The sequence below is a fragment of the Streptomyces sp. NPDC031274 genome (assembly GCF_055570235.1).
The window spans coordinates 425,882-442,152 of record NZ_JBVIHP010000002.1 but is presented as its reverse complement, the minus strand read 5'-3'; the positions used below and the strand labels follow the sequence as shown (position 1 = coordinate 442,152).

General features: G+C 67.5%; 14 protein-coding genes and 2 pseudogenes. 7 read left to right on the top strand and 9 right to left on the bottom strand.

The genetic code is table 11. From position 1 onward, the window contains the following. Positions 1-10: 10 nt before the first annotated feature. From ACZ5CR_RS04870 to ACZ5CR_RS04855, 4 genes are all read right to left on the bottom strand, one after another. Positions 11-1,432, bottom strand: coding sequence for an MFS transporter (locus ACZ5CR_RS04870; RefSeq protein WP_468853578.1), 1,422 nt, complete (start codon positions 1,430-1,432; stop codon positions 11-13). Positions 1,433-1,519: 87 nt separating this feature from the next. Further along, positions 1,520-2,317, bottom strand: a complete 798-nt coding sequence (locus ACZ5CR_RS04865; protein WP_468853577.1) for an IclR family transcriptional regulator — start codon at positions 2,315-2,317, stop codon at positions 1,520-1,522. 137 nt (positions 2,318-2,454) lie between these two features. Continuing rightward, complete coding sequence (locus ACZ5CR_RS04860; protein ID WP_468853576.1) at positions 2,455-3,042, bottom strand: P-loop nucleotide/nucleoside kinase family protein; 588 nt, start codon at positions 3,040-3,042, stop codon at positions 2,455-2,457. Further along, entirely contained in the window at positions 3,039-3,686 is a 648-nt protein-coding gene (locus tag ACZ5CR_RS04855; RefSeq protein WP_468853574.1) for a bifunctional 4-hydroxy-2-oxoglutarate aldolase/2-dehydro-3-deoxy-phosphogluconate aldolase, read from the bottom strand. Before ACZ5CR_RS04855 ends, ACZ5CR_RS04860 begins: the two co-directional genes overlap by 4 nt. Before the next feature lie 169 nt (positions 3,687-3,855). Here ACZ5CR_RS04855 and ACZ5CR_RS04850 point away from each other — a divergent pair, with 169 nt between their 5' ends. The 6 genes from ACZ5CR_RS04850 to ACZ5CR_RS04825 are packed head-to-tail and all read left to right on the top strand — an operon-like array spanning position 3,856 to position 9,030. Continuing rightward, on the top strand, positions 3,856-4,845 hold the full coding sequence (locus ACZ5CR_RS04850; protein WP_468853572.1) for a Gfo/Idh/MocA family protein: 990 nt from the start codon (positions 3,856-3,858) through the stop codon (positions 4,843-4,845). After that, positions 4,838-5,833 carry a LacI family DNA-binding transcriptional regulator gene (locus tag ACZ5CR_RS04845; RefSeq protein WP_468853570.1) on the top strand — a complete coding sequence of 332 codons (996 nt, stop codon included), beginning with the start codon at positions 4,838-4,840 and terminating at the stop codon, positions 5,831-5,833. Before ACZ5CR_RS04850 ends, ACZ5CR_RS04845 begins: the two co-directional genes overlap by 8 nt. Then, positions 5,830-6,393: a VOC family protein gene (locus ACZ5CR_RS04840; protein WP_468853568.1), complete on the top strand. Its 564-nt coding sequence runs from the start codon at positions 5,830-5,832 to the stop codon at positions 6,391-6,393. Before ACZ5CR_RS04845 ends, ACZ5CR_RS04840 begins: the two co-directional genes overlap by 4 nt. Beyond that, positions 6,390-7,310, top strand: coding sequence for a sugar phosphate isomerase/epimerase family protein (locus ACZ5CR_RS04835; protein ID WP_468853566.1), 921 nt, complete (start codon positions 6,390-6,392; stop codon positions 7,308-7,310). Before ACZ5CR_RS04840 ends, ACZ5CR_RS04835 begins: the two co-directional genes overlap by 4 nt. Further along, positions 7,307-8,287, top strand: coding sequence for a Gfo/Idh/MocA family protein (locus ACZ5CR_RS04830; protein ID WP_468853564.1), 981 nt, complete (start codon positions 7,307-7,309; stop codon positions 8,285-8,287). Before ACZ5CR_RS04835 ends, ACZ5CR_RS04830 begins: the two co-directional genes overlap by 4 nt. Further along, entirely contained in the window at positions 8,263-9,030 is a 768-nt protein-coding gene (locus tag ACZ5CR_RS04825; RefSeq protein ID WP_468853562.1) for an SDR family NAD(P)-dependent oxidoreductase, read from the top strand. Before ACZ5CR_RS04830 ends, ACZ5CR_RS04825 begins: the two co-directional genes overlap by 25 nt. Positions 9,031-9,053: 23 nt before the next feature. Here the strand turns inward: ACZ5CR_RS04825 and ACZ5CR_RS04820 are convergent. From ACZ5CR_RS04820 to ACZ5CR_RS04805, 4 genes and pseudogenes are all read right to left on the bottom strand, one after another. Then, positions 9,054-9,158 (bottom strand): annotated as a pseudogene (locus ACZ5CR_RS04820) (IS5/IS1182 family transposase); the annotation flags it as partial. Between the two features lie 348 nt (positions 9,159-9,506). Continuing rightward, positions 9,507-10,137, bottom strand: a pseudogene (locus ACZ5CR_RS04815) (integrase); the annotation flags it as partial. Positions 10,138-11,712: 1,575 nt separating this feature from the next. Next, a complete protein-coding gene (locus ACZ5CR_RS04810) occupies positions 11,713-12,279 on the bottom strand; it encodes a hypothetical protein (RefSeq protein ID WP_468853561.1) in 567 nt (188 codons plus the stop codon). A 9-nt stretch (positions 12,280-12,288) separates the two neighbouring features. Further along, complete coding sequence (locus ACZ5CR_RS04805) at positions 12,289-14,355, bottom strand: trypsin-like serine peptidase (RefSeq protein ID WP_468853559.1); 2,067 nt, start codon at positions 14,353-14,355, stop codon at positions 12,289-12,291. Positions 14,356-14,647: 292 nt separating this feature from the next. Here ACZ5CR_RS04805 and ACZ5CR_RS04800 point away from each other — a divergent pair, with 292 nt between their 5' ends. Then, the gene (locus ACZ5CR_RS04800) at positions 14,648-14,857 is read left to right on the top strand and encodes a hypothetical protein (RefSeq protein WP_468853557.1); all 210 of its coding nucleotides are present in this window, start codon (positions 14,648-14,650) and stop codon (positions 14,855-14,857) included. A gap of 119 nt (positions 14,858-14,976) precedes the next feature. On the opposite strand, the gene ACZ5CR_RS04795 is transcribed toward ACZ5CR_RS04800, so the two are convergent. Then, positions 14,977-16,239, bottom strand: a complete 1,263-nt coding sequence (locus ACZ5CR_RS04795; protein ID WP_468853556.1) for an McrC family protein — start codon at positions 16,237-16,239, stop codon at positions 14,977-14,979. Between the last annotated feature and the right edge of the window lie 32 nt (positions 16,240-16,271).

The window sequence follows — 16,271 nt, the reverse complement described above, 5'->3', positions numbered from 1 at the left end:
GCAGGGGCGGCTACGGCTGGGGCTCCTTGTGCTGTTCAGGGGCTGCACTGGCAGGAGTGGACGAGTTCTCGCTCCCGGTGACGGTGATGGTGTCGGTCGCGGAAACGATCTCCCGCGGAGCTCGGCTGCCGGTCTCCGGGAGCGTGAAGTAGACGATGAGGCACAGGGCGACGACGACGATCATGTAGATCGCCACGTACATGGGCCGTCCGGCGCCGACGAACGCGGACGCGATGAGGGGGGCGGTGCCGCCGAAGAGGGCGATGACGATCTGATGGGCGAATCCGATTCCGGAGACGCGGACCGAGGCGGGGAACAGCTCGGCCTGGATGGTGGGGTAGACGCCTTGCCAAATTCCGAGGACAACCCATCCAGAGGCGGCGACGATGACGTAGACACCGAAGCCGGGCGCCTGCAGGAGGAGTAGCAGCGGATAGAACAGGACGATCATTCCGATGGCGCCGATGATGGGGAAGATCTTCCGGCGACCGAGACGGTCGGAGAGGTAGCCGCTGGCAGGAACGACGGCAACCAGCAGGGCCAGGCCGATCGCGCTGCCGGCAAGGGTGGACGACAGGTCTCGGCCCGAGGTGAGGTTGGCGTAGGTGGGCAGGAACGTCGCCCAGGTGTAGTAGGCCACGGCGGGAGCGGACAGGGCAGCCGTCTGCAGGATCGCTTTGGGGTGCTCGCGGAGCAGCTGGAGGAGCTTCGCGGGTGCGGACTTCTGCTCGACGAGCGTGCTGGCTTCGAACTCCGGAGACTCGTCCGAGCGGGCGCGGAGGATGAGTCCAACGACGCCGATCACACCACCGAAGATGAAAGGGATCCGCCATCCGTAGGACGCCAGGGTGTCGGCGGCGAAAACAGAGGTGACGGTGGCTGCGGCGCCCGTTGCGGCGAGGGTTGCAAGCCCGCTGGCCATGTTGGTGAAGGAGCCGAAAAGTCCGCGCCGGTTGGCTGGAGCGTGTTCCACCATGTACGCGATGGCGCTCTGCCCCTCGGTGCCGGCGGAGATGCCCTGGAGGATGCGGGCGACGACGAACAGGATCGGCGCGAAGTAGCCGATGGTCGCGTACGGGGGTGTGAACCCGATGATCAACGCGCCGAGAGCCATCCCCGAGACCGCGAGAGACAGGACGCGGCGGCGCCCGTACCGGTCGGCAAGCGGGGAGAGGATGATGCCGCTCAGAGGCCGCACGAGGAACCCGATGGCGTAAGTGAGGAACGCGGCGACGAGAGACGCGAACTGGGAGCCCGAGGGGAAGATCTGCGCGGAGAAAACAGAGGCGAGAAGACCATATATGTACCAGTCGTACCACTCGACAAAGTGCCCGACGGTCCCGGCGAGCAGGTTACGGGCCTGTCCCTTACGCGGGACAGACTCTGTGCTGTCGGGGGTGGATGTACTGGGCGCGCGACGTGAGACCGTCATTGAATTCTCCTTTGAATTTGGGCGCGCGTGGGCACCCCAACGCCCGGGCCGAGGGTCGCTGAACCTGTTGCGGGGGTGTCTGCCTGTCTAGGCGGAGAGCTCCTCGTCGGCGAGGAGATAGGTGTAGCTCGGCCAGCTCCGTGTGATGTCGGCCGCGGCCGCGAGCAGGCGCGGCGACAGCTCGGCCATACGCGCTCGGGTCATCCGCACGGAGGGGCCCGCGATGCTGATCGTTCCGGTGGCCTCCCGGCCCGGTCCGGCTCCGTGGATGGCGGCCGCCACGGCACTGATACCGAGGTCCATCTCCTCAATCGTCGTGGCGTACCCACGGAGACGAACCTCGTCGAGCTCGACCTGGAGAGCGGACCGGTCGAGGGTGGACCTGGGAGTGACGTCGAGACGGCTCTCGTGTGCCAGCACGGTCGCGACTCGGTCCGGAGAAAGAGTGGCGAGCCACGCCTTCCCGGATGCAGTGGCGTGGGGGACCGCGTCCTGGCCCATGACAGGGTCGATGCGGAGGGACGAGTTCGCACCCTGCGCTTTGGCGATCCACTTCAAGGAATCGTTGGTGGCCACCGCCAGGCGAACGAGCTCTTCACACTCCGCCGCGAGCGAGTCCAGGCTTCGCTGAGCCCACGTTCCCACTCCTGACGAGGACAGCTGGCGGAGCCCCAGGGCGCCGAGGCTGTGAGTGGCGAAGTAGCTGGAGGTGCGGGGATCCTGATTCACATAGCCCGCATCGACCAGGGCGGCGAGGAGACGATGAACGACCGCCTTGTTGATACGCAGGCGCTCGGCGATGTCCGTGACGCGGCGGCCTTCGGGATACGGCGCCAGCAGTTCGAGCACCCGCATCGCATTCACGACGCCATCGGCCAGTGCCATGTTCTCGTCTCCTCGCCATCGTGGATCGACGTCCGCGCTTCTTGTAACGCTGTTACGAACGCTGTTACAAAACGTCACACGCGTCCATCCTCGCTGTCAAGACCCAGCGGTCACCCTGGTCGTCAGACCCCGAGCGGTCAGATCTGCTGCACCAGCTCACGCAGACACGTGAACGCGGACTCGTCATCGTTCACGACGACGTCGTGCTCGCCGGTGTTCCAGCGGCACTCGAGCGCACCGAAGCGCTCCCAGTAGACGTCCCATCCGGCGAGCTTGACCCGGTCACGCTCGCTGCCGCGCTCGATCAACCGTTGCCGCACAACCTCGGGCGAGGTGCGCACGTGGATCACCCGGATGCGAGCGGCCGGCCAGCCTGCGCTCTCGGTCGAGCGACGCAGGAAGTCGGGGTCTGCGAGGTACGCCACGAACGGTGCGTCGAGGACGACGGAGTGGCCGAGTTCCAGATTCCGACCGGCGGTCGCGAAGAGCGTCTCGTACTCGGCCGGCATGACCTTCCGCAGGTACAGCTCGTTCGATTCCCGATCGGAGGGATCCTGGCCGAACGCCTCGAGAGCCACTCGCACGAGAGGTCCGGCGAGTGTGTCCTTGTCGAGATACGCCGCGCCCGTGAGGGAGCTGAGGTGTCTCGACAGGGTCGACTTGCCCGATCCTGCCCCACCGAGCGTGATGTAGGCAACGGGCAGGGCTTGGACGTCGGACGTCATCGCTTCACTCGCGCGATCGCGGCCACGAACTCCTTCGCCGCCGCGGTGACCTTGCCCATGTCGCCGTCGGGGCGACCGGCCTTGGTGATGGCGCTGCCCACTCCGACCGCCGCGACGCCCGCGGCGAACCAGTCGCCGACATTTTCGGTGGTGACGCCGCCCGCCGGAAGGATCGGGATGTGCGCGAGCGGCGCCAGGACCGCCTTGGCGTACGGGATGCCGCCGGCTTCGGTGGGGAAGAGCTTGACGATGTCCGCGCCGGCCTCGGCCGTGTCGAGGATCTCGGTCGGCGTGTAGGCGCCACTGATGGTGGCGACCTGGTAGCGGTTGGCGACGCGGATCATCTCGGGGTTGAGGTTCGGGCTGACGAGGAACTGCGCACCGGCCTGAATGCTCGACCAGGCGGCCTGCCCGTCGAGGACGGTACCCGCGCCGAAGACCACATCTTCACCGGCGAAGCGCTCGGTCAGGCGCTCGATCACGGTGAGGGCGCCGGGGATCGACAGGGTGATCTCGAGGGCGCGGATGCCGCCGGCGACGGCTGCCGAGGCGACCTCGAACGCCTCCTCGGCGCTGTCGAGGCGGACGATGAGGACGTTGCCGGAATCGCGGATCGTCTCTATGACGTGGAGTTTCTGGAACATGGCCCTGATGGTTACACCACTTTCACGCGCTTCGCGAGCCCCGTCCAGGATGCGTTGACGAATCGCGGCGAGGTGTTGCACCCTGGGCTGCAATCGATCTCAGCAATCGTTCTCATTCACGAGGGCGAGACGCGTCGGGATCCTCATCGAGACGAAGGAGTCCACGGCGGTGGATCATTCCTCTTCGGCCCCTCGGCCCTCGGCCGTGGTGCTGGGTGCGTCCCATTGGCACGCGCCGCTGTACCGTGCCGGGCTCGCTCGACACTTCCGCGTGACGGCGGTGCAGGACCCCGACCCCGCGGTCGCCCGGGCATTCGCCGAGCCCTTGGGCGCACCCGTCGCGGCGAGCGTCGACGAGGCTCTGGACCAGGACGGCATCGAGGTGGCGTTCGTGTTCTCCCCGCACCACGAGATGCTCGCGGTCGGCCGAAAGCTCATCGACCGCGGCATCCCGTTCGTGATCGAGAAACCCGCCGGTGCGAGCCTCGACGACCTTCGGACGATCGAGGAGGAGGCGCACCTGGCCGCCGTGCCGGCGACCGTGGCGCTCATCCAGCGCGGCGCCCCGATCGACACTTGGCTGCGACAGGCCGGCGACATCGTCTACGAACGGATGGCGTTCGTCGCCGGTCCGCCCTCGCGGTACCGGCGCAACGGCAACCCGTGGATGCTCGAACCCGCTCTCTCGGGCGGCGGCAGCCTGATGAACCTCGGCCCGCACTTCGTCGACCTGGCGATCCGTCACCTCGGACACCCCGTCGACGTCGTCCAGAAGCTCTCCACCACGCTGCACGGCGAGGCGGCCGACGACCACTCCACGATGGTCCTGACCACCGCGACGGGCCGCGAGGCAATCGTCGAGGTCGGCTACGCGTTCCCCGACTCGCCGCTGAAGCGGTACTGCAGCTTCACCGCGGCCGGGACCAACGGGTTCGCCACCGTCGACACCAACGGCGACGCGACGTTCACCGACCAATCCGGCGTCACCAAGAGCGCCGTCCTCGAGGTCGACAGCGACCCGCTGTACGACGTCTTCGTCACCGGCGTCGCCGACACGCTCACGACCGGATTCGCGGGCCTGCCGACGCTCGCCGAGCTTCTGACCAGCATGGAGCTCATCTGGTCGCCGCAGGCAGAGGGGACGGCGCGTCGTGACTGAGGTGAGCATCGACGACGTCGCCAAAGCAGCCGGCGTGCACCGCTCGACCGTGTCGCGCGCGTTCTCGAAACCGGATGCCGTGCGCGCGGCGACCCGGGAACACGTGCTGCGTGTCGCAGCCGAGCTCGGGTACTCGATGAACCCCCTCGCGCAGGCTCTCCGCCGCGGCTCGAGCAACCTCGTCCCGCTGATCGTTCCGGACATGACCAACCCGTTCTTCGCCGAGCTGGCGCGCACGACCGCCGCCGCCGCCGAAGCACGCGGCTACCAGCTGATGCTCTGCATCACCAACGGCGACACCGGGCAGACCGCCAACTATGTGAGCGCGATGCACTCCATGTACTCCCCCTTCGGCATCGTCGCCCCCTCGACCCGGGTCAACCTCGAGGCGCTCCGCCGGTACGCGTTTCAGAACCGGGTCGTCGTCATCGACCGGGTCGAAGACGATCCCGCCGTGCCCACTGTCACTGTCGACAGCGCCCGGGGCATCGACCTCGCCTTCGACCACCTCCTTGGTCTCGGCCACTCGAACATCGCCTACGCCCCGGGGATCGTCGGCACGTACACCGCCCAGGATCGCTGGGACGCCTACCACCAGGCCGCCGAGCGTCACGCCATCCCGCCCGTCGTCCTGGAGGCGGCGCCCGGCGTCGAACCGGGGTCGGGGCTCGTGGACCAATGGATGCGGGAACCGATCCGCCCGACCGCGGTGATCGCCTCCAACGACCTCATCGCCTTCGCCATGATCTCCGAGCTCGGCTCGCGCGGACTGTCCGTGCCCGCCGACCTGTCGGTGATCGGCTTCGACGGCCTCGACCTCGGCGCCCAGTTCAACCCCCGGTTGACCAGCGTCCGACAACCAATCACCGACCTCGGACGGATCGCCATCGAACTCGGCGAGGGCCTCATCGCCGGCGGCCCGCCCGACCACGTCGTGCTCGAGCCATCGCTTCTCATCCGCTCCTCCACCCAGGAACACCGCTCATGAATCCGAACCCCGGTCGCCTTCCCGGTCTGCAATATGTGGACCACGTGGCCTTCACCGTTCCCGACCTCGACGACGCCACCCGCCTGTTCACCGTCCTCCTCGGCGCCGAGGAGCTCTATCGCTCCACCCGCGGACCCGATGCCGCGGTCATGCCGGAGCACTTCGGCGTGCCCGCGGACGCACACCTGGAGCTGCGCATGCTCCGACTGCCGCCGAACCTGAACGTCGAGCTGTTCCAGTGGTGGAGCGAGGATCGCTCACCCGTATTCCCGCGCGCCAGCGACGCGGGCGGGCACCACCTCTGCTTCGTCGTCGACGACGTGGACGACGTCGTCGACGCGATCGCGGACCTCCGGGGTGTCGAGATCCTCGGTGCGCGCAAGGAGGTCGCCGGCGACAGCCCCGCCGTCGCCGGGAACCGGTGGGTGTACGCCCGCACTTCTTGGGGGCTCATCCTCGAGTTCGTCGACCGCTCGCGGGTCGCCGATCCGCCACGTCTCGTCGGCCCCCACGACTGGCACACCCACTCGACCTCGAAGACTTCGGAGACACCCTCGTGAAGATCGCCGGACACACCCTCGGCACCCCCGACCACACCGTCCCCGAAGCGCTCAAACTCTTCGCCCGAGCCGGCCTGGATGCCGCCGAGGTGATCTACCAGGACGACTACACGAGCGGTCTGCCCATCGGCGATGCCATGGCAGCGGCGGAAGCGGCACGCGTCGCCGACGGCGAAGGCATCCCCGTCATCGGGCTCACCCCGTACACGACCGCCATCAACGCGACCGACGAGCGCATACGCTCAGCAGCCGTCGACGAAATGCGATCGGCCATCGACATCGCCCACACGATCGGCGCGAACCGCATCCGCGTCTATTCCGGCGCGTGGAAGCCGGGCCAGCAGGACCACGCCGCGCACTGGACGCAGCTCGTCCGCTCGTTCCAGGAGCTCTCCGGCCCAGCGGCGGACGCAGGCGTCGTGCTCTGCGCCGAGAACCACTTCGGCACCATGACGCAGACCGCGCGCGACACCGCCAAGCTCATCCGCGCGGTCGACTCGCCCGCCGTCCGCGTCCTCTACGACCAGGCGAACCTCACCTTCACCCACGACGAGGACGTCGACGACGCCTTCGCCGTCCAGGGCGATCTCATCGGCCACGTGCACGTCAAAGACCTTGTCTTCAAGGACCCGAACGCCCCGTTCGTCGCATCCGAGACGGCGCGCGTGCACGCCGAGGAGCGCGCCGTCATCTCGCGCGTCGTCGGCGACGGCACCCTCGCCTGGTCGCCCATCCTCCGACGCCTGCGCGAGATCGGCTACGACGACGTGCTCTCGCTCGAATACGAGTACCGGTGGCATCCGCAGGATCTCGAAGCCCCCGAGATCGGATTCCGTCGTGGTGCCGAGCACCTCCGTACGCTGCTCCGGCAGCTCGACCTCGAGGCGACCGGCCAGAACGCCGAGGTCCGCTCGTGACTGCGCTCCGCGTCGGCGTGGTGGGCGCCGGCAACATCGCCAGCATCGCGCAGCTGCCCACCCTCGTACAGCGCGACGACGTCGAGCTGCGCGCCCTGGTGTCGCGGCGCGAGGACCCGAGCCCGCTGCAACGTCGGTGGGGGTTCGCGAACGTGTACCGCACGGTCGACGCGATGCTCGACGCCGAAGAGCTCGACGCCGTCTTCGTGCTCACTCCCCGCTCCGAGCACGTCGCGGCCGTCGAGAGTGCCCTCCGTGCCGGCATCGACGTGTTCTGCGAGAAGCCGCTTGCCACCTCGACCTCCGACGCGGTCCGCCTCGCGGAGCTCGCCGACGAGCACGGCCGCATCCTGATGGTCGGCCTGAACCGGCGGTTCGCGCCCGTGTACGTCGCTGCGCGGGAAGCGTTCGGCGCGGCCGGAGCGTCGTTCTGCGTCGCGCAGAAGAACCGCGCCGGCTCCGAGTACCGGGCCACGTTCGAGAACGCGATCCACATGGTGGACCTTCTCCGCTGGTTCTGCGGCGGAGACGTGGTCGAGGTCACCAGCGCGGCCGCCGGAACCGACCCCTGGGAGGAGGACGGCACAGCCGCCATCATTCGGTTCTCGACCGGGAACACGGGCCTGCTGGTCGCGGCCCGAACCGCCGGCGCGTGGGGTGAGAAGCTCGACGCGTACGGCCAGCTGCGCTCGGCGGAGGTCATCGCCCCCGACACCGTCGCGGTGACGGCGGACGGCGCCCGCACCGTCCGGTCGATGAGCCCGGAGGCATTCGGCTGGGCGACCGCGACCGAGACCTTCGGCTTCGCCGACGCGGTCCGCCACTTCCTCGACCGCGTTCAGGACCGGCAGCAGCCGCTGACATCCGGATGGGAAGCGGTCAAGACCCAGCAGCTACTCGACAAGATCCTCGCGGCGGCAGGCTTGCCCACCGAGGAACAGGAGGGACGCACGTGGTCCAGCAAAGCAGTTCAGTAGCACCTCTGCCCCAGGTCGCCCTGGTCACCGGCTCCAGCGGCGGCATAGGCGCGGCCGCCGTCGACGCGCTGAAGGCGCGCGGGGACATCGTCGTCGGGGCCGACCTCGCACCGCTCGACGGGCAGGACATCGCCAGCTTCTCCGAACTCGACGTCACCGACGAGCAGCAGACCGCCGAAGTGCTGCGCCGGGTCGTCGCCGAGCACGGCCGCATCGACGTCCTCGTCCACGCCGCGGGGGTGCTGGGCGGCACACCCGATCCGCTGGTGACCACGACCGAGGAGTTCGAGCGCACCATGCGCATCAACGCCACGGGCACGTTCACCATCACGCGCGAGGTCGCGAACCTCATGCGGGGCAGCGGCACGAAGGGCACCATTCTGCTGCTGTCGTCGGTCGCGGCCAAGGAAGCACGGATCGACTACCTGCCGTACAACGCCAGCAAGATCGCCGTGCTGCACATCATGTGGTCGATGGCGAAGATCCTCGGCCCGGACGGGATCTCGGTCAACACCGTCAACCCCGGACCGGTGAACACACCGATGTGGACACAGCTCGCCGACCAGTCCGGCTCCGCCCAGGCAGCACGCGACGCTCGCGCCGCGCAGCTCCCCATGCAACGCTTCGCCGAACCGGCCGAGGTCGCCAACGCGATCGGCTTCCTCACGGACCGGGCCAATCGGTACATCACCGGCGTCTCCCTCGACGTCGCCGGTGGAGCGCATCTCGGTATGGGATCCTGAGGTTGTCCCGTACGTGGCGTGAGCTATCCGGTGAGAGCCGGGTTGTGTAGCCGGGCGATACCGAGCATGGCCTGGTGAACTCCCTCGCCCTTGAGCCGGCAGTCCCGCAGGATCTTCCAGTCTTCAACACCCCGACCGGCAGCCCTGCCCGCCACCGGCTCACCGGCTCACCGGCTCACCGGCTCACCGGCTCACCGGCTCACCGAGAGGACTCTGCGCCTGCCGGAAATGTCATCCATGCAGATCAGGAGCGTCAGCGACGGTGCGGCAGGATGATTTCGTGTTGCTGCGTCTTGTCTACTTGACCGTCACCAACCTGTTCTCCGCGCTGCGGTTGCTGCCGCTGAGCGACCACGACAAGGACGCGGAGATACTCGCCCTACGCCACCAGCCCACCGCCCTGGAGCGACAACTCGGCACGGACCGCATCAAGTTCACTCCCGCAGACCGGGCGTTCCTCGCCGCTCTGCTGATCCCCGCTCTGCTGCCGGCGTCCTGTAGGTCCATGACGAGGTTGCGGGCGAGCTGGGCGGTCCAGTCAGCCGTGGGCCCAGTGGTGGCGCCGAGGATCCGGATACGCCGGTTGGCGTGCTCGATCACGGCGAAGACGTACAGCCGCGTGCCAGCCAGGGTGCGGGTCTCCAGGAAGTCGCAGGCCAGCAGGGCATCGGCCTGGGAACGCAGGAAACCGGCCCAGGTGGTGCGGTCGCATCAGAACCGCCGCTTCCACGGTATGGGGGATCTTGAGGGAGCACGGCATCGGCCCCGCACCGCAGCGGGCCGCAACACCAGGGCCCGGATCGAGCGCAGGGTCCGCGGCCGACCGGGGCGCTTGGGTGCACACCTCGCGGCATGCCGACAGGTGAGCAGATCACGGTGCCAGCGCAGAATCGTGTCCGGGCGCACCAACAACTGGAGTTGACGCAGCTTCGCCATCGGCAGGTGGCGCAGGAGCGCAGCCAGCAGCGTGCGGTCGCCCGGAGTGAACACCGGCTTGCTTACCTGACGGTTCAGGACAGTGAGCTGGTGCCGCAGTGCCAGGATTTCCACGTCCTTGTCGCGGTCGCTCATCGACAGCAGGCGTATGAAGGCGAAAGCGTTCCTCATCGCAAGGTAAGCCAGTCTCACCACAGAACAATCACGCCGCCCACGGGCCACGACCCGGCAATCGGACCAGCTCCGAACCGAGCCATTCCGGCGCACAGACTCGACAGGCCATCAGGCCGCTGACCTGGCCGGACGGATAATCGGCACCCATCGTGTCAACGGCCACGGTATGGGCGTTGCGGGCGCAGACAAATGGGACCCGGCCCATCAGAAACCGCCTGGCCAAACCCTCCAGACTCTGCGACTGCGAACAGTGCCGTTGGCTTTACCCAACCCAGTCGAGGTCTCGCTCAACCCACAACCAAGATCCGGACCATATGCGGGCCAGAGACCGCCAGATCCACATCAGCCGTCACATTCGCACTGGTCAGCGCCATGCAAGCCGTGTACCACCAGCAGACGAAGAAGCTATTGGCAGGCTCCTGCCCTGCCGGTGGCCGCCGAGCGGGCCACCTCTGGGGAATTTGGGGAGTACGAGCAGCTCTGGGGAGCGCGTGGGGAGAATCAGCTACCCAACCGGGACGAGCCTGAAAGAACGCGAAAGAAGTGTTCCCCGCACCTGCGAGGAACCTACACGGAGGGCCGGTGCGTGGCTGGTCCACGCTGCTCGACCTGTTCGCCCCATACAGCTTCAACCTCTGGATGCCGTGTGCACCAAGACATGGAGTCCACCCGGACAAGGGGTCAGCAAAAGCCGTCAAGGGGTCGCGTGGGAGCACGGCCCCTTAACCGAAATTCGGACAAGGGGGCGAAGGGTGAGACCCCTTGACACCCACGCCACGTCACACAGCGAAGATTTTCCGTGGGAGCGACCGTTTCGGGTGACCCGCCGTCGATCTCCGGTTGACGTTGCTCCCAGATATCCGCCCCCTCGGAGCGCAGGGAGCGGCCCCCCGCTCCCAGAATTGCTCCCAAACACGAAGTAGGGGCCATCCGAAGATGGCCCCTACCTGCGACGTTTCCGTCGGGACGACAGGATTTGAACCTGCGACCCCTTGACCCCCAGTCACGTGCACGCATCTGGTTCGAAGTTGTGAAGCCCCATTGGTACACCTACGACGCTATACGCGGAAGTACGGCGCCACGGGGCTCTCACCTGGTGGACATAACCCCGGCCCCACATGCTCCACGACAGAGCCCGCCTGCTGCCCGAGGGGCGGGAGACGCGGGGGGACCCAGCCGCGGTTGAAGCCGGGGCCTTCGCCGCCCTGCGGTTGCTGCCGATCACCGAACGCGAGACGGACGCCAAGATCCTGGCCATCCGCCGCCAACCCGCCCCCTACAAAGGCAACTCGACGCCAAACGTCCCCGCCTGCACAACGGGACCACGCGTTCCTCGCCGCGCTGCTCGTTCCGCTCCCCCACGCGACCCTGCGCCGGCACCGCGACCTGTTGAAGCACCGCCGCACCAGACACAGAGGTCGGCGCTCTCGAAGGCGGGCCTGCCGTGTCGACAGTGTGCACCAGATCGGTCGAACTCGATGGTGATGGTCTCTCGCGTGTGCGGGACGGCGACCGCGTGAGCCCGTGGGCCCCTCGGCCGGCCCGCTCACGGGAGACGGTGCGAAAAGGGGGTCAGTCCTCACACCCGTCGACATCGTCGTCACATCCGTCCACATCTCCGGGGGCGACCGTGGTCAGGCGCCATGCGATGAGTCCCGTTCCGGCCCGCTCGGCTTCGACCTGTGCCGTGAACGGCTTGCCCGCCGGGAGGTTGAAGTGGTCCGCCTCGCGGTCACCGCATCCCACCCCGTAGGCCTGCTCGTCCGAACCTCGGGCCAAGGTCAGAGTGAGCTCCTCCGCCCCGTCCGTGTCACAGGTGATCTCGAATCGGTACGGTTTGTCGCCACTCGCACGGAAGGACTTCTTCAGGCCCGACGCCAGGTAGGCGGTGCCGGAATCGACGAGCTCCGCCTCCGTACCGTCGTCAGCAGCGGCCTTGAGTGCCTGCTCGGCACGCCGCAACGCGTCGTCCGGCTCCCATGGCCTCCCAGCGCCTCCGGAAGACGCCGACGGCTTCGACGGCTGCGTCGAGGCGGCGGCACTCTCCTTCGAGCCGCTCCCGCCCTGCTCATCCGCGCAGCCAGACATCAGAACGGCCAGGACCGCGGCGGACAGAGGGAGAGTATGACGTATGCGCATGAAATCACCCTATCCACGAGGAACAAGCTGGTACTCGCGGCCCAGCGCGTCAGCCTGGGTGTTGCCGTACACGGACACCTCGCCGTCGGACCAGCGCACGAAGACGTCGTCCTCCCAGAGGTTGCCGCCGAACTCGCCCGGAGCGATCACCCGGGCGTGCTTCCACGTGCCGTTCGGGCCCTTCAGTTGGTTCTCCTTGCCGAGGCCGTGCGCGCCGACGTCTTCGTAGATGGTGAGTTCACCGTCCGACCAGCGCACGAAGAGGTCGAAGTCGGAGTTGGTGGACCCGTCGAAGTCTCCGCCGGCGATGACCGAGGCATGCTGTTTCCACAGGGCGTTGGGGGCCAGGAGCTGCCGCTCGGCATGGAAGCCGCCGCCGTCGACGTTGGTGTATTTGGTGACTTCCCCGTCGACCCAGCGGACGACCAGGTCGTCGGCCCACTTGTTGCCGCCGTACTTGCCTGTCGCGATGCCCTTCGCGTACTTCCACGTCGAGCCGGCCTTGGCGACAGTGATCTCGTTTGCCGGGTGTTCGGAGGTGGAGGTGGGCAGCTGAGTGTGCTCGTCGATGTCCTTGTAGATCGTGACCTCGCCGTCGATCCACTTGACCATCAGGTCGTACGCGTTGGAGCCGGTGTAGTCGCCGGCTGTGATCACCTCGGCGTAGTCGGCCCACATCTTGTTCGGCTTGGCGAGGCGCGTCTCACATGGCTGGCCCTGGGCGCAGCCGGTGTAGAAACCCTGCGACTGGTCGCCGGGGTAGAGCGTCATTTCCCCGTCGGACCATTTCACGACCAGGTCGCCGTCCTGCGTCTTCTGCGAGGAGGTGTGGAACTGGCCGGTGGCCGCGGCCGTGGCGTGGCGCCAGAGTCCCGCGTCGCCCATACCCTGGATCTGGGAGGGCTTGTCCGGCGTGTAGTCGTTCACGGCCTGGTTGTAGAGACGTACGACATCGGCGTCGAACTGTGAAGAGTAAGAGACGTTGTCGAACTTGCCGCCGGTCTTGTAGCCGCCGATGACCCCGATGACATCTCCGCGCTTGCCGTCGAAGTTGCGGAGGAACGGCCCCCCGGAGACGCCAGGGGCGAACCCATCACAGGCGATCTCCAAAAAGCGTCCCGCGTAGGCCTTGGTGGACGTCTTGGGGCACACGCGCGGCGACTTGGAGCTGCCGGGGAAACCGATCAGGGTGACGTTCCTCTGGTTCAGGTTGCCGGAGGCGGGGAGCGTGGTCAGCTCATTGCCCGTCCCCGTCGCGTTCTCCAGGAACTGTCCCTTGGAGTTCGGTCCGGTCCGCAGGAAGGCGAAGTCGAGGTCGTCGGCCTTCTGCGATCCCAGGGACAGGTAGCGGCCATCGATCCAGACCTTCCCCTTCTTGATCGGGAAGACGCCGTAGGGGGCGATGCCACGGCCCTTGTGCTGCGGATCGGCCTTCCAACCCGGCGCGAACGCGAGGTTGCGGAACCGGTCGTTGTCGTTGAGGCAGTGCGCGGCTGTGATCACCAGCGACTTGTTGGGCGAAGCCACGGAGGAGGCGGAGCAGAACTGATCGCGCTTGCCCGGATCCGACTGCGGGTCGTCATCCTGATTGATGAGGAAGACACCGGCGGTGGCCACACCCTTGTTGTTGACACTGGAGGGGGCGCGGAGCATGTCACCCGCCGTCTTCGGTGCCCCGTCGACAACTCCCTTGTTGGGGTTGGCGGGTACGGCCTCGGCGATCCGATTCGGAGTCCAGTAGGCCTCGGCCGCCCTGGCTTCGGCGAGCTCCTCCGGCGTGGCCTTGAGCGCCGCGTCCTCCTCGGCCTCCTTCTCCTCCTGATCGGGGCGCTTGGGGGAGGCGTCCGGCGTGCCCGTGGGTTCGGGGGCCTTGGTCGGGCCCTGCGTGGCGGAGGATCGTGGAGCAGGACTGGCCTCGGGAGTGGCGGTGGCGCCCGGTGAGATCGACGGCGTCGGGGTGGGGCTCGCCGGGTTCACGGGCTCCGCTGACGCGAGGCCAGGTGAGGCGAGCAGCAGGGCACTTGCCGCGACTCCGAGCGCGGCGGTGCGCACGACGGTACGTATTCGTTGATTCACGTGGATCTTTCATCTGGAGCGCAAAAAGGGCATACAGTGGCGACGCACCGCATGACGCCCCAGACCTTATGTCATTGGTACATACCAATGCACATCTCAAGTGGTTCCGCCTGCGACGGTCGTGGCCCCCTGGACCGGCAACAGCACGACCGGCTCTCGTCCTGCGCGGAGAGTGGCAGTTGTGGATGGCACTGGCGAGACGCGGGCGCCCCAGAGTGTGGACGCCCGAAACTCGGCTGCCTTGCCGGCCTGGCATTGGAGTTGAGGCCAGGCCAGGGCGAGATCCTGAGGCATGGCTCTGCGACTGCTGTACCTGACCTTCCTGAACGCCCAGGGGTGGGTCGCGCTGCTGGCACGATCGGAGTCTGTCGAGAACGCGGGGATACTCGAACTGCGGCACCAACTCGTCGTGTTCCGCCGACAGATCCACCGCCCGCAGCCCTCGTGGGCAGACCGGGCAGCGATAACGGCACTGACCCGGCCGCTGCCCAAGGCCCTGTGAGGGCACCTGTCTGGGTGCGGATCGAGCCGTTACTCCCGGACCGGACGCCAAACGGGGTGGCCGGTGGAGAGATCACCGGAGGGAGTACCCCCGGCACGCACGTTCCCTCGTAGTGCGTTCTACCGCGGCGCCCCTACGGTCATTGAACCCATAGATTCCGACAGAGCGTCAAGAATTCGCTTCGTCACGCTTGTGTACCGGGAGGGGTCCAGTGCCGCCGGAGCGTCCAAGGGGATAGCCGTGATCCGGGCGGCCGTTCGTCCTACGCCCACACGGACAATCACGGTACGCGTGGCTGTGTCTCCCGGCCCCGGGTAGACCATGAGGCACCGTCCGGCGCCGTCGGTGGCCGGGCTTGCCGAGAGTGCCTGGGCGTAGAGGAATGCCTGGTAGAGGTCGGGTGTGGCGAGCTTTCGGTCGGCGTACAGCTTGTACTTGACGTCCAGCGGGCAGCTGCGGGCGGCGGGCCCGTGCCCTGACGTCAGGAGGATGTCGGGGATGACCTCGGAGTGGGTAGTGCCGGAGGCTTCATGGACAAGGACGTCGCGGTGGCGGGACTGGCTGTGCGCAGTGATGCCGAAGGGCGCCACGGCACGTGTGACGAACCGGGTGACAAAGTCCTCGAAGAGGGTGTTCATGTCGAGGAGGAAGACGCGGGCGTCCGCCGGGCCGTCGGCGAAGAGGCTGCGTACGCCTCCTTGGTCGAGGAGGAGCAGGGCCCAGCGGTGAGCCGGGCGGTAGTGGGTGTTGTGGCGGCCGTAATGCAGGGTCTCGGTGAGGGTGCGGTGGTCGAGGCGATCTGGGGTGCACATCGCATGGAAGTCGGTGGCCAAGCGCCGGCAGTCGGCTCGCAACGCCGGGTCGGAGGCGGTGCGGGCTGCCAGTGTCAGTGCTTTGGCGCACAGTTGGTTGTCGGGGATGTCGGTGGAGTGCTCGTCGTAGCGGCATTCGAGACGGTCGACGCGGCCGTGGAGGCGTAGAAGCTGACGGTCGGGCAGCAGCCGTCCGCGCAGCACGGGGAGGGGTTCGCTGCGGGTTCGGTAGTCGTGGCGCAGGCCTCCGCGCAAGAGGTGCGCGCAGGCTCGGGCGAGCAGTGCGCACAGCAGGTCGCGCAGGTGCCTGCCTGCCGTGTCCATGGTGCGCGCTGAGGGGAGTTGGTGCGAGGCCGACGTGACGTCGGTGTATTCGACCATGCGCAGGACGTCCAGGTCGCTGCCGATGAGTTTGGGCACGATGCGGATCTGCAGGGCGTCGAGTTCCACGACGCCGATGTGGCAGTCCGTCTGGATCTCCAGTCTGTCGCGGTCCAGGACGCGGAGGCGAAGTCGTGAGGCCAGTGCCGGACTCTCCAGCAACTTACGGTCACGGGCGGAGAGTTGCATGTCATGGACAACCTGGGTCCGGTACTCCCCGA

What these genes read in the sequence shown, in the direction of transcription:
- ACZ5CR_RS04870 (WP_468853578.1), bottom strand. Translation starts at nt 1,432, where the DNA reads ATGACGGTCTCACGTCGCGCGCCCAGTACATCCACCCCCGACAGCACA.
- ACZ5CR_RS04865 (WP_468853577.1), bottom strand. Translation starts at nt 2,317, where the DNA reads ATGGCACTGGCCGATGGCGTCGTGAATGCGATGCGGGTGCTCGAACTG.
- ACZ5CR_RS04860 (WP_468853576.1), bottom strand. Translation starts at nt 3,042, where the DNA reads ATGACGTCCGACGTCCAAGCCCTGCCCGTTGCCTACATCACGCTCGGT.
- ACZ5CR_RS04855 (WP_468853574.1), bottom strand. Translation starts at nt 3,686, where the DNA reads ATGTTCCAGAAACTCCACGTCATAGAGACGATCCGCGATTCCGGCAAC.
- ACZ5CR_RS04840 (WP_468853568.1), top strand. Translation starts at nt 5,830, where the DNA reads ATGAATCCGAACCCCGGTCGCCTTCCCGGTCTGCAATATGTGGACCAC.
- ACZ5CR_RS04810 (WP_468853561.1), bottom strand. Translation starts at nt 12,279, where the DNA reads ATGCGCATACGTCATACTCTCCCTCTGTCCGCCGCGGTCCTGGCCGTT.
- ACZ5CR_RS04800 (WP_468853557.1), top strand. Translation starts at nt 14,648, where the DNA reads ATGGCTCTGCGACTGCTGTACCTGACCTTCCTGAACGCCCAGGGGTGG.
- ACZ5CR_RS04795 (WP_468853556.1), bottom strand. Translation starts at nt 16,239, where the DNA reads ATGCAACTCTCCGCCCGTGACCGTAAGTTGCTGGAGAGTCCGGCACTG.